Origin of the sequence: Pseudomonas sp. 3296 (genome assembly GCF_031456615.1) — a bacterium.
GTDB lineage: Bacteria > Pseudomonadota > Gammaproteobacteria > Pseudomonadales > Pseudomonadaceae > Aquipseudomonas > Aquipseudomonas mucoides.
Map to the genome: position 1 here is coordinate 796,201 of NZ_JAVDUY010000001.1, position 12,908 is coordinate 809,108.

Annotated in this window: 12 protein-coding genes; 4 read left to right on the forward strand and 8 right to left on the reverse strand. The window is 58.3% G+C overall.

Going from position 1 to position 12,908, the window contains the following annotated elements; translation table 11 throughout:
* Nucleotides 1-25 precede the first annotated feature (25 nt).
* Genes J2X66_RS03800 through sdhC form a run of 4 tightly spaced genes read right to left on the reverse strand, consistent with a single transcriptional unit; the run spans nt 26 to nt 3,257 of the window.
* A complete protein-coding gene (locus J2X66_RS03800; RefSeq protein WP_010456852.1) occupies nt 26-730 on the reverse strand; it encodes a succinate dehydrogenase iron-sulfur subunit in 705 nt (234 codons plus the stop codon).
* Between the two features lie 11 nt (nt 731-741).
* Entirely contained in the window at nt 742-2,517 is a 1,776-nt protein-coding gene (gene sdhA, locus J2X66_RS03805; protein WP_027922415.1) for a succinate dehydrogenase flavoprotein subunit, read from the reverse strand.
* A gap of 3 nt (nt 2,518-2,520) precedes the next feature.
* Nucleotides 2,521-2,889, reverse strand: a complete 369-nt coding sequence (gene sdhD / locus J2X66_RS03810) for a succinate dehydrogenase, hydrophobic membrane anchor protein (RefSeq protein WP_027922414.1) — start codon at nt 2,887-2,889, stop codon at nt 2,521-2,523.
* Complete coding sequence (sdhC, locus tag J2X66_RS03815; RefSeq protein WP_027922413.1) at nt 2,883-3,257, reverse strand: succinate dehydrogenase, cytochrome b556 subunit; 375 nt, start codon at nt 3,255-3,257, stop codon at nt 2,883-2,885. Before sdhC ends, sdhD begins: the two co-directional genes overlap by 7 nt.
* Before the next feature lie 363 nt (nt 3,258-3,620).
* Between sdhC and gltA the strand changes: the two genes are divergently transcribed.
* On the forward strand, nt 3,621-4,910 hold the full coding sequence (gltA, locus tag J2X66_RS03820; protein WP_007945132.1) for a citrate synthase: 1,290 nt from the start codon (nt 3,621-3,623) through the stop codon (nt 4,908-4,910).
* Nucleotides 4,911-5,181: 271 nt separating this feature from the next.
* On the opposite strand, the gene J2X66_RS03825 is transcribed toward gltA, so the two are convergent.
* The 3 genes from J2X66_RS03825 to J2X66_RS03835 form a co-directional block, all read right to left on the reverse strand.
* Entirely contained in the window at nt 5,182-6,840 is a 1,659-nt protein-coding gene (locus tag J2X66_RS03825; protein ID WP_310261058.1) for a cation acetate symporter, read from the reverse strand.
* Nucleotides 6,837-7,148, reverse strand: a complete 312-nt coding sequence (locus J2X66_RS03830) for a DUF485 domain-containing protein (RefSeq protein WP_027922411.1) — start codon at nt 7,146-7,148, stop codon at nt 6,837-6,839. The genes J2X66_RS03825 and J2X66_RS03830 overlap by 4 nt, the downstream gene beginning before the upstream one ends.
* Before the next feature lie 205 nt (nt 7,149-7,353).
* On the reverse strand, nt 7,354-8,205 hold the full coding sequence (locus J2X66_RS03835) for a glycine betaine ABC transporter substrate-binding protein (protein WP_027922410.1): 852 nt from the start codon (nt 8,203-8,205) through the stop codon (nt 7,354-7,356).
* A gap of 300 nt (nt 8,206-8,505) precedes the next feature.
* Between J2X66_RS03835 and J2X66_RS03840 the strand changes: the two genes are divergently transcribed.
* Complete coding sequence (locus tag J2X66_RS03840; protein ID WP_310261064.1) at nt 8,506-10,101, forward strand: beta (1-6) glucans synthase; 1,596 nt, start codon at nt 8,506-8,508, stop codon at nt 10,099-10,101.
* 125 nt (nt 10,102-10,226) lie between these two features.
* Here the strand turns inward: J2X66_RS03840 and J2X66_RS03845 are convergent, their stop codons facing one another.
* Nucleotides 10,227-10,595, reverse strand: coding sequence for a hypothetical protein (locus J2X66_RS03845; RefSeq protein ID WP_310261067.1), 369 nt, complete (start codon nt 10,593-10,595; stop codon nt 10,227-10,229).
* 223 nt (nt 10,596-10,818) lie between these two features.
* Between J2X66_RS03845 and J2X66_RS03850 the strand changes: the two genes are divergently transcribed.
* Together J2X66_RS03850 and J2X66_RS03855 are read left to right on the forward strand one after the other, a co-directional pair.
* Entirely contained in the window at nt 10,819-12,117 is a 1,299-nt protein-coding gene (locus J2X66_RS03850) for a serine/threonine protein kinase (protein ID WP_310261070.1), read from the forward strand.
* Entirely contained in the window at nt 12,110-12,898 is a 789-nt protein-coding gene (locus J2X66_RS03855) for a VacJ family lipoprotein (RefSeq protein WP_310261073.1), read from the forward strand. Before J2X66_RS03850 ends, J2X66_RS03855 begins: the two co-directional genes overlap by 8 nt.
* Nucleotides 12,899-12,908 lie beyond the last annotated feature (10 nt).

Here is a 12,908-nt window from a genome sequence, read left to right on the forward strand (position 1 = left end):
CGGTCTTGCAGTTACAGCAGCTGAATCACACGCCGCTTTGCAGCAGCATGTTACGTACGTGACCGATGGCCTTAGTCGGGTTCAGGCCTTTCGGACAGACGTTGACGCAGTTCATGATCCCGCGGCAGCGGAATACGCTGAACGGGTCATCCAGCGAAGCCAGACGCTCGGCAGTCTTGGTGTCGCGGCTGTCTGCCAGGAAGCGATACGCTTGCAGCAGAGCAGCTGGACCCAGGAACTTGTCCGGGTTCCACCAGAAGGACGGGCAAGAAGTCGAGCAGCAAGCGCACAGGATGCACTCGTACAGACCGTCAAGCTTTTCACGCTCTTCAGGGGTCTGCAGACGTTCGATGGCCGGAGCCGGCGTGTCGTTCTGCAGGTATGGCTTAACCTTCTCGTATTGCTTGTAGAAGATGCTCATATCGACGACCAGGTCACGGATAACCGGCAAACCTGGCAGCGGACGAACGATCAGCTTGTTACCTTTTACGACAGAAGACAGCGGCGTGACGCAGGCCAGACCGTTTTTGCCGTTGATGTTCATGCCGTCGGAACCGCAAACACCTTCACGGCAAGAGCGACGATAGGAGAAACCTTCGTCCTGCTCTTTGATCAGGGCCAGCACGTCCAGCACCATCAGGTCTTTACCACCGGTATCGACCTGGAATTCCTGCATGAACGGCGCGGCGTCCTGATCAGGGTTGTAGCGATAAACACTGACTTGCAACATGGCGGCCACCCTTAATAAGTCCGAATCTTAGGTTCAAAAGTCGGAACAGTCTTCGGCGAGAAGTTCACAGCACGCTTGGTTACGCGCTTGTCACCCGGGAAGTACAGGGTGTGGCACAGCCAGTTTTCGTCGTCGCGGTCTTCGTAGTCTTCACGGGCGTGAGCGCCGCGGGACTCTTTGCGGATCTCTGCAGCGATGGCAGTAGCTTCGGCCACTTCCAGCAGGTTCTGCAGCTCCAGCGCTTCGATACGAGCGGTGTTGAACGCCTGGCTCTTGTCGTTGATCTTGACGTTGGCGATACGGCCACGCAGGTCAGCGAGCTGGGCGATACCCTTCTGCATGTATTCGCCGGTACGGAACACACCGAAGTAGTTCTGCATGCAGCTTTGCAGTTCTTTACGCAGGGTAGCGACGTCTTCACCTTCGGTACGCGAGTTCAGGCCATCGAGACGCGCCAGGGCTGCGTCGATGTCGGACTGGCGAGGGCGCGCGTAGTCGACGCCTTCTTTCAGGGTCTGTTCCAGGAACAGGCCGGCGGCACGGCCGAATACCACCAGGTCGAGCAGCGAGTTGCCGCCCAGACGGTTGGCACCGTGAACCGATACGCACGCCACTTCGCCTACAGCGAACAGGCCAGGAATGATCTGGTCCTTGCCGTCAGCGTCTTGAGTGATTGCCTGGCCATGAATGTTGGTGGCCACGCCGCCCATCATATAGTGGCAGGTTGGAACGACCGGAATCGGCGCCACGGCTGGATCGACGTGGGCGAAGGTCTTGGACAGTTCCATGATGCCTGGCAGACGGCTGTGCAGAACTTCTTCACCGAGGTGATCGAGTTTCAGCATTACGTGGTCGCCATCCGGACCGCAACCGTTGCCGGCGATGATTTCTTTAACCATCGAACGGGCAACTACGTCACGACCCGCCAGGTCTTTGGCGTTCGGAGCATAACGCTCCATGAAACGCTCGCCGTGCTTGTTGATCAGGTAACCGCCTTCACCGCGGCAGCCTTCAGTCACCAGTACACCGGCGCCGGCGATGCCGGTTGGGTGGAACTGCCACATTTCGATGTCTTGTACCGGCACGCCAGCACGCAGAGCCATGCCGACGCCGTCACCGGTGTTGATCAGGGCGTTGGTGGTGGACGAGTAGATACGGCCTGCACCGCCAGTCGCCAGAACGGTGGCGTTAGCGCGGACGTAGGAGGTTTCGCCGGTTTCGATGCAGATGACGATCATGCCGACAAAGGCACCGTCTTCGTTCTTCACCAGGTCGACGCCGTAGTATTCGTTGAGGAATACGGTGCCGGCCTTCAGGTTGGCCTGGTACAGGGTGTGCAGCAGCGCGTGACCGGTACGGTCGGCAGCGGCGCACGTACGGGCAGCCTGGCCACCTTTACCGAAGTCTTTCGACTGACCGCCGAACGGACGCTGATAGATGCGACCCTGTTCGGTACGGGAGAACGGCAGACCCATGTGCTCGAGCTCGAAAACTGCTTCCGGGCCTACGGAACACATGTATTCGATAGCGTCCTGGTCACCGATATAGTCGGAACCCTTGACGGTATCGTACATGTGCCAGCGCCAGTCATCGTTCGGATCTGCCGAGGCGATGGCGCAGGTGATGCCACCCTGGGCGGATACAGTGTGCGAACGAGTCGGGAAAACCTTGGTAACGACGGCAGTCTTGTGACCACCTTGTGCCAGCTGCAGCGCAGCGCGCATGCCAGCACCGCCGCCGCCAATAATGATGGCGTCGAACGAAAGCGTATTAACTGTAGTAGACATGAATCAGATACCCCAAAGAATCTGCACACCCCAGACGAAGTACGCGAACATCGCGACGCCGCATACTGCCTGGAAGAGGAAACGTATTGCAGTCGCGGACTTGCCGAACGCCATTGGCGTCAGGTAGTCGGTCGCGATGGTCCACATGCCGACCCAGGCGTGAGCGCCGAGGGCAACAAGAGCCAGGAGACTGAAAATACGCATCCAGTTGCTTGCGAACAGTTCATGCCATTGGGCGTAGCCGATGCCTGGATGGGCAACGACGTATCCGATCAGGAAAATGAAATAAGCCGCGAGAACGACCGCAGACACACGTTGTGCCATCCAGTCATAGAGGCCCGAACGCGACAGGTTCGTGACGTTAGTTACCATATCCAAACTCCTGCCAGAACGATTACCACCACGGAAACGGCGATAACGATTTTCGAGCCCAGTTTGCCGCCTTCAAGCGACTCGCCGATGCCCATGTCCATGATCAAATGGCGCACACCGGCTACCAGGTGATACAGCAAGGCGGACAGGATTCCCCAAATCACTAGCTTGGCTAGCGGACTGGTCAGACACGCTTTCACCTGACCGAAGCCTTCCTCGGAGCTCAGCGACTTGTCCAATGCATAAAGCATGATGGCCAGGCTGACAAAGAGGATGACACCGGAGATTCGGTGAAGAATGGACGTGTAAGCAGTGACTGGGAGTTTGATGGTCCTTAGGTCTAGGTTTACAGGTCGTTGGCTATTCACGGCTTTTTTTCACACTGAAGAGCCCCTAACAATCAGGGCAAAGTTGTTGGGGAGTGCACTGGTCAGGTACCCACCACCCAGGGAGTGCGACCCCCAATAAAGCAGGCCCAAAAGCCCCTGGCGGTCGGAGGCCGAGTATAGACAGTTAGGCTACTAATGACAACGCGTTCACCTCCCCCTAATAGCTGATTGCACAAGTTGGATAAAAGGCGTAAATGGCAGTCAATTTCGAGGAAAAAGTCCGGTTAAAGCCTTCTGGAGCAAGACTTTAGGCAAATTGACATTCGAATTTATCTCACTATAGTGGTGCGGGCCCTGCGTGGGGGGTCTGTCTGATGATTTCAAGCATAAATAGGAGGCCACATGGCTGACAAAAAAGCGCAGTTGATCATCGAGGGCGCAGCCCCCGTCGAGCTGCCCATTTTAACCGGCACCGTTGGTCCCGATGTTATCGACGTTCGGGGCCTGACGGCCACGGGCCGTTTCACCTTTGACCCTGGTTTCATGTCGACAGCTTCCTGCGAGTCGAAGATCACCTATATCGACGGCGACAACGGCATTCTGTTGCACCGCGGCTACCCGATCGAACAGCTGGCTGAAAAGTCGGACTACCTGGAAACCTGCTACCTGCTGCTCAATGGCGAACTGCCGACCGCAGAACAGAAGGCCCAGTTCGTCAGCACCGTGAAGAACCACACCATGGTTCACGAGCAGCTGAAGACCTTCTTCAACGGCTTCCGTCGCGACGCCCACCCGATGGCCGTCATGTGCGGCGTAGTCGGCGCCCTCTCGGCCTTCTACCACGACTCCCTCGACATCAATAACCCGCAGCATCGCGAAATCTCCGCGATCCGCCTGGTTGCCAAGATGCCGACCCTGGCAGCGATGGTTTACAAGTACTCCATGGGTCAACCCATGATGTACCCGCGCAACGACCTGACGTACGCGGAAAACTTCCTGCACATGATGTTCAACACCCCGTGCGAGATCAAACCGATCAGCCCGGTGCTCGCCAAGGCTATGGACCGGATCTTCATCCTCCATGCCGACCACGAGCAAAACGCATCGACATCTACCGTTCGTCTGGCCGGCTCTTCGGGTGCCAACCCGTTCGCCTGTATCGCCGCCGGCATCGCTGCTCTGTGGGGCCCTGCCCACGGCGGTGCGAACGAAGCCGTTCTGACCATGCTCGATGAAATTGGCGATGTCTCGAACATCGACAAGTACATCGCCAAGGCCAAGGACAAGAACGATCCGTTCAAACTGATGGGCTTCGGTCACCGGGTTTACAAAAACCGCGACCCACGCGCTACCGTCATGAAGCAGACTTGCGACGAAGTACTGAAAGAACTGGGTATCAAGAACGACAAGCAACTCGAACTGGCCATGCGCCTGGAAGAGATCGCCCTGACCGACCCGTACTTCATCGAACGCTCGCTGTACCCGAACGTCGACTTCTACTCGGGGATCATCCTCAAGGCGATCGGCATTCCAACCAGCATGTTCACCGTGATCTTCGCCCTGGCGCGGACTGTCGGCTGGATCTCCCACTGGAAAGAAATGCTCTCCAGCCCGTACAAGATTGGCCGCCCGCGCCAGCTGTACACCGGCTACGAGTCGCGTGACATCACCAAGCTGGAAGACCGCAAATAAGACCTGTCTTGCGATAACGTCTTAAGTTGTACCGGGAACGGCCTCTATTTATATAGAGGCCGTTTTTGTTTGTGCCTGCACTATCGCCATCGCGAGCAGGCTCACTCCTACAGGAATTAGGTGTCGTACACACACCCTGTAGGAGCGAGCCTGCTCGCGAAGGTGTCAGCCCTGACACCACACCTCCCAACCTGCGGACAAACAGAAATGCCCCGATCTCTCGACCGGGGCATTTCTGTTTAACGCAACTTACATAGCCCAACCTGAAGCCTTAGTGGGAAACCGCCCCGCTCGACCCCAAGCCTGTCTGCGAACGCACAAACTGAGGGAAGAACAGCGCGCGCTCGTTATCAGCCGCGGTCGACTTGTCAGTGATCGAGAAGAACCAGATACCGACAAAGGCAATCGCCATCGAGAACAGCGCCGGGTATTCATACGGGAAGATTGCCTTCTCGTGATGCAGGATCTGCACCCAGATGGTCGGCCCAAGCACCATCAAGCCAACAGCACTCACCAGGCCCAGCCAGCCGCCGATCATCGCACCGCGCGTGGTCAGTTTCTTCCAGTACATGGAAAGCAGCAGCACCGGGAAGTTACAGCTCGCCGCGATGGAGAACGCCAGGCCCACCATGAACGCGATGTTCTGGCTTTCGAACAGAATGCCCAGGCCGATCGCCAACACGCCCAGGGCGATGGTGGTGATCTTCGAGACGCGGATTTCATCCTTGTCGTTAGCCTTGCCCTTCTTGATCACACTGGCGTACAGGTCGTGAGACACCGCCGTAGCACCTGCCAGCGTCAGGCCAGCCACGACCGCCAGGATGGTTGCAAACGCGACCGCGGAGATGAAGCCCAGGAAAATACTGCCGCCCACCGCGTTGGCCAGGTGCACCGCCGCCATGTTGTTGCCGCCCAACAGCGCGCCCGCCGCATCTTTGAAGGCCGGGTTGGTGCTGACCAGCAGGATCGCGCCGAAGCCGATGATGAAAGTCAGGATGTAGAAGTAACCGATGAAGCCGGTTGCATACAGCACGCTCTTGCGCGCTTCTTTTGCGTCACTCACGGTGAAGAAGCGCATCAGAATGTGCGGCAGGCCAGCGGTACCGAACATCAGTGCCAGCCCTAAGGAGAACGCCGAGATCGGGTCTTTCACCAGTCCGCCGGGGCTCATGATCGCTTCACCTTTAGGGTGAACCTTGATCGCCTCGGAAAACAGCACGTTGAAGTCGAAGTTGACGTGTTTCATCACCATCAGAGCCATGAACGAGGCACCGGACAGCAACAAGACAGCCTTGATGATCTGCACCCAGGTGGTTGCCAGCATGCCGCCGAACAACACATACATGCACATCAGGATACCGACCAGGATCACCGCGACGTAGTAGTCGAGACCGAACAGCAGCTGGATCAGCTTGCCGGCACCAACCATTTGCGCGATCAGGTAGAACGCCACCACCACCAGCGAACCACACGCGGACAGCGTGCGAATCTGGGTTTGCCCGAGGCGGTAGGACGCTACGTCGGCAAAGGTATATTTGCCCAGATTACGCAGGCGCTCGGCGATCAGGAACAGAATGATCGGCCAGCCCACCAGGAAGCCGATCGAGTAGATCAGCCCATCGTAGCCGGAGGTGAACACCAGGGCGGAAATACCCAGGAAGGACGCCGCGGACATGTAGTCACCGGCAATCGCCAGGCCGTTCTGGAAACCGGTGATCTTGCCGCCCGCCGCATAGTAGTCAGCGGCCGAGTTGTTGCGCTTGGAAGCCCAATAAGTGATGCACAGGGTCAAGCCGACAAACGCCACAAACATCAGGATCGCGGAAACGTTGAGCGGTTGTTTGTGCACTTCACCCGTCAGGGCTTCAGCCGCCCACGCACCCGGCGCAAACGCCGCAATGCTCAATAGAGCCATCAGACGCCGGATCATTGCTGAGCCTCCTTGAGAATCGCATTGTTCAGGTCGTCGAATTCGCCATTGGCGCGTCGTACGTAGATTGCAGTCAGGATAAAGGCCGAGAGAATCAGCCCGACACCAATCGGTATCCCCCAGGTAATCGAAGACTCAGGGCCGATTTTCGCCCCCAGCACATGCGGCCCGTAAGCAATCAAAAGGATGAATCCGGAGTAAAGCCCAAGCATGATCGCCGAAAGAATCCAGGCGAACTTTTCTCGCTTGCTAACCAGCTCCTTGAAACGCGGGCTGTTTTGAATCGAGAGGTAAATGCTGTCGTTCATTGTTTTTATCCTCGCAGCACAGATTAAAGTTGGAACGTTATCCACTCTATGCGGCTGCGGAACAGGTTCCAGACGACCTTAGTATTAGAACGACATGACAGAATCGCCATTTTCCAGCAGACACGCCCGCAGAGAAACGCAAAAGGCCGCTTGGCGGTGATGCCAAGCGGCCTTCAGAGGTGCTGACCAGACACGTCAGCTCAAATCATTTGGTCCACTCGGCCACACGCTCCGGGTGTTTGGCTACCCAATCTTTCGCCGCGGCTTCCGGCTTGGCGCCATCCTGGATCGCCAACATGACTTCGCCGATTTCGTCTTTCGACGCCCACTGGAAGTTCTTCAGGAACTTGGCCACTTCCGGTGCCTTGGTGGCGAGTTCTTTGCTGCCGATGCTGTTTACAGTTTCAGCAGCGCCATAAACGCCTTTCGGATCGTCGAGGAAGCGCAGTTTCCACTTCGCGAACATCCAGTGCGGCACCCAACCGGTCACGGCAATGGATTCGTTTTTCTTCTCGGCACGGGTCAGCTCGGCAATCATGCCGGCGCCGGAACTGGCCTTGAGTTGATACCCGGTCAGGTCGTAATCCTTGATGGCCTGTTCGGTCTTGAGCATCACGCCTGAACCGGCGTCGATGCCGACGATGCGTTTTTTGAAGCTGTCGTCGGTTTTCAGATCGTCGATGGTCTTGGCTTTCACGTACTCAGGCACGATCAAACCGATTTTTGCATCTTTGAAGTTCGGACCGTAATCGACGACCTGGTCCTTGTTCTTGGCCCAGTATTCACCGTGCGTCACTGGCAGCCAAGCCGACAGCATGGCGTCGAGTTTGCCGGTGGCCACGCCTTGCCACATGATCCCGGTGGCGACGGCTTGCAGCTTCACGTCATAACCGAGTTTCTGTTTGATCACTTCGGCCGCTACGTGAGTGGTCGCAACGCTGTCGGACCAACCGTCAACGTAACCGATGCTCAGGGTCTTGCTCTCGGCACTGGCCATGGTGGAGCCAATCGCAAGCACCAGTGCGGCACCTGCGCCTAAAAGTCGTCGCATCTTCATCGTTACTTCCCCGAAAGTGCTGCGCTCGACGGATGCCGAGTCGCGTCAACGTATTGTTATGGTGCACAGCGCCCCCATCACGCCCACCGCAAACTCGTCCGACCATCAGCGTGATTTATCTATGGGTGCACTGATGCGTCGATCATCAACCTGACGACAACCGCGACCTGCTCTGTCAGCGACCTCAAGGCATCGAGAAACGACATCAGAACGCCATTAATCTTGAGCAGCGGAAACGCCCCGGCCAGTCCGCCCGAACTTTGCATGTCAAAATTATGCAGGTCTCCTGACCCGGGACAAATGCAGGTAACATGCGCGGCTTTGCTCCCAGACGGCCTGACCATGCCCGCGACATCACGCTTTCCTTTTTTTGCTTATCTATTCGCCTGTCTTCTGGGGGTGTTTGCCTTTGGCGGCTTCTGGTACGGCCTCGGCAAACCGGTGATCCTGCCGGACGTGGCCAGCGCGACGCACAAGCTGCAATGTGCCTCCTACACCCCGTTCGACAAGGACCAATCGCCGTTCGACCAGCCGTTCAAATTGCGCCCCGAGCGCATGGACGCCGACCTCGCGTTGCTGGCCAAAAGCTTCGAATGCATCCGCACCTACTCCATGACCGGCCTGGAGGCGCTGCCAGACCTGGCGCGCAAGCATGGTTTGAAGTTGATGATCGGTGCCTGGATTAACAGCAACCCGGTCGATACCCAAAAAGAAGTCGACCTGTTGATCGCCTCGGCAAATGCCAACGCTGACGTGGTGACCGCCGTCATCGTCGGCAACGAGACCTTGCTGCGCAAGGAAGTCACCGGCGCGCAGCTGGCCAAGCTTATTAACAAGGTCAAGAGCCAGGTCAAACAGCCTGTCACTTACGCCGACGTCTGGGAGTTCTGGCTCAAGCACCCGGAAATCGCCCCGGCAGTGGATTTCCTGACCATCCATTTGCTGCCGTACTGGGAAGATGATCCCTCGAACATCGACGCAGCCTTGCAACATGTGGCGCAAGTGCGTCAGGTGTTCGGCAACAAATTCGCGCCCAAAGACGTGATGATTGGCGAAACCGGCTGGCCGAGCGAAGGCCGTCAACGTGAAACCGCCCTGCCGAGCCGGGTCAATGAAGCCAAGTTCATTCGTTCTTTTGTGATCATGGCCGAGCAACAAGGCTGGCACTACAACTTGATCGAAGCGTTCGATCAGCCGTGGAAACGTGCCAGCGAAGGTGCGGTCGGCGGTTACTGGGGGCTGTTTGACGCGGATCGTCAGGACAAAGGCGTGCTGGCCGGGCCGGTGTCGAACGTGCCGTACTGGTCGCAATGGCTGGCCGTGGGCGGCGTGATCTTTCTCGTGACGCTGATGCTCGGCGGCCGCGTGCGCAGCACTCGCGCGGCACTGGTGTTGCCACTGCTCGGCGCATTGGCGGCGTGCTCGATTGGCGCCTGGGGTGACCTGGCTCGCGTCACCACGCGGTTTACCAGCGAATGGTTGTGGGTGGTGCTGCTGACGGCGTTGAACCTGTTGGTGCTGGCCCACGCCGCACTGACGTTGAGCGCTCGCACCGGTTGGCGTGAGTGGGCATTCAATAGGCTGGAACGTCAGGCGGGCTGGTTGCTCGCGACGGCAGGGTTTGCCGCGGCGGTGATGATGCTGGAGCTGGTGTTCGATCCGCGTTACCGCAGCTTTCCGAGCGTGGCATTCATCCTGCCGGCACTGGTTTACCTGTGCCGTCCGGTGAGCGTGCCACGCCGGGAGATTGCGTTGCTGACCTTCATCATCGGTGCAGGCATTGCACCGCAGCTGTTCCGTGAAGGCTTGCAGAACCAGCAGGCCTGGGGCTGGGCGCTGGTGAGTGTGCTGATGGTTGCGGCGTTGTGGCGCAGCTTGCGGGTTCGCAAGGCTTAATCTTCAGAGAAGCTACTGGCCCCATCGCGGGCACGCCACGCCCCCACAGGGTTTTCTGTCGTATACAAATACTGTATTGGCCGGAGAACCCTGTGGGAGCGTGGCGTGCCCGCAATGACCATTAATCAGGCGCTACGAGACGCCCGGACCAATCGAAGCCCCGCAATCACCACCGCAAAAACCGCCAAAGTCGTGTTGTACAACGCCAACGCCGGAAACCCGAACACCAGCGCCAGCACCGCCAGCCACCACCCGGCCCGGCCCGGCAGTACGAAGCCGAGCACCGCCGCTGCAATCGCCGCCCAACCCAACACGGCGAAGTGAATCATCAAGCCCAGGTTCGAACGCACCCCACATTCCCAACGGCTCGCCTCATCCGCGCAGATGCCGACCCACTGCGCATCCTCCATGAAGCCATAACGCGCGCCGTAACTGGCGGCCAGCCATAACGGCAGCAAAACGAGCAGTAAAACCACGGGCAGACGGCGGGACATGAAACACTCCAATAAGCGAAAACGGCGGCCAGCTTAATCCCCCGCCAGCGGGATGCAAACGCGGGTAACAGAAAACTGGTAACGAAATGGCTGCAAAGTGTATCGTCCAGCAACTATTATCCGGAAATACGCCTCTTTGGTGCCGCTGCGTGGCACTTTGGCGCAACACCGATGGTCATAGCCTGCGAACTTCATTCGGCACCTTCCTCTAAGGGATCTAGTCATGCTCCGCTTCTTGCGCTTCGCCGCCCTCTTTGGCGGCCTTATTTTGAGTGCGTCCGCACTGGCGGTCGACATCGATGCCGCCAGCTATGGCTACCCCTTGACCAATCCGTTCGAGGCGACCATCGCCACGACGCCTCCGGACCTGCGTCCGAAATTACCGCTGGACGAGGACATCAATCAGAGCGACCGCAGCATCACGCTGCGCCCGGAGCGTGCATTCGAACTGCCAGACAATTTCTGGCCTGTGAAGAAACTCACCTATCGCATCGCCACACAAGACAAAGCTGCACCGCTGATCTTCCTGATTGCCGGTACCGGAGCGCGCTATGACAGCAGCCTCAACGAGTACCTGAAAAAGCTCTACTACCAGGCCGGCTACCACGTGGTGCAACTGTCGTCGCCGACCAGTTTCGACTTCATCAGCGCCGCTTCGCGCTTCGCCACACCGGGCATCACCAAGGAAGACGCCGAAGACATGTACCGGGTGATGCAGGCCGTGCGGGCACAAAACCCGAAAGTGCCGGTCACCGACTACTACCTGACCGGCTACAGCCTCGGTGCACTGGACGCTGCCTTCGTCGCGCACCTGGACGAGACCCGCCGCAGCTTCAACTTCAAGAAAGTCCTGCTGCTCAACCCGCCGGTCAACCTGTACACCTCGATCACCAACCTGGACAAGCTGGTCCAGACCGAGGTCAAGGGCATCACCAGCAGCACCACGTTCTATGAGTTGGTACTGAACAAACTGACCCGCTACTTCCAGCAAAAAGGCTACATCGACCTCAACGATGCCCTGCTCTATGACTTCCAGCAGTCCAAGCAGCACCTGACCAATGAACAGATGGCCATGCTGATCGGCACCTCGTTCCGCTTCTCGGCGGCCGACATTGCCTTCACCTCGGACCTGATCAACCGTCGCGGCCTGATCACCCCGCCGAAATTCCCGATCACCGAAGGCACCAGCCTCACGCCGTTCCTCAAGCGTGCGCTGCAGTGCGACTTCGACTGCTACATCACCGAACAGGTCATCCCGATGTGGCGCGCCCGCACCGACGGCGGCAGCCTGCTGCAACTGATCGACCAGGTCAGTCTTTATGCACTCAAGGACTACCTGCACGACAGCCCGAAAATCGCTGTGATGCACAACGCCGACGACGTGATCCTGGGCCCTGGCGACCTCGGTTTCCTGCGCAAGACCTTCGGCGATCGCTTGACTGTTTATCCACTCGGCGGCCATTGCGGCAACCTTAACTACCGCGTCAACAGCGACGCCATGCTGGAGTTCTTCCGTGGCTAAATATCTCCTGCTCATCGCTGCGTTACTCTGTGCAGGCGTCGCCAATGCCGACAACAGCAAGGCCAACGCACCTGTTGTGATCGACAATGACGGCTTCAAGGAGCCGCTGAGCAAACTCAAGTTCAACCCGGGGCTGGACCAGCGCGAGTTCGAACGCTCGACGCTCAATGCACTGGCCGTCTATGACCCGCTGGAAGAGTGGAACCGCCGGGTTTATCACTTCAACTACCGCTTCGACCAATGGGTGTTCCTGCCCGTAGTCGATGGCTATCGCTACGTCACGCCAAGCTTCCTGCGTACCGGCGTGAGCAACTTCTTCAACAACCTCGGCGATGTGCCTAACCTGGTGAACAGCCTGCTGCAGCTCAAGGGCAAGCGCTCGATGGAAACCTCCGCGCGCCTGCTGCTCAACACCACCATCGGCATCGCCGGCCTGTGGGACCCGGCCACCGCCATGGGCCTGCCGCGCCAGAACGAGGACTTCGGCCAAACCCTGGGCTTTTACGGCGTCCCCGGCGGCGCCTACTTCGTCCTGCCCATCCTCGGGCCGTCGAACATCCGCGACACCGGTGGCCTGGCGGTCGACTTCACCGTCGAGTCGGCGATCAACTACCTGAACGTCTCTGAAGTCAGCTCCAACCATCCAGAAGTCTGGATCCTGCGCGGCATCGATAAACGCAACCAGACCAACTTCCGTTATGGCCAGCTGAACTCGCCATTCGAGTACGAGAAAGTGCGGTTCGTGTACACCGAGGCGCGCAAGTTGCAGATCGCCGAGTAAATCCTGCGGC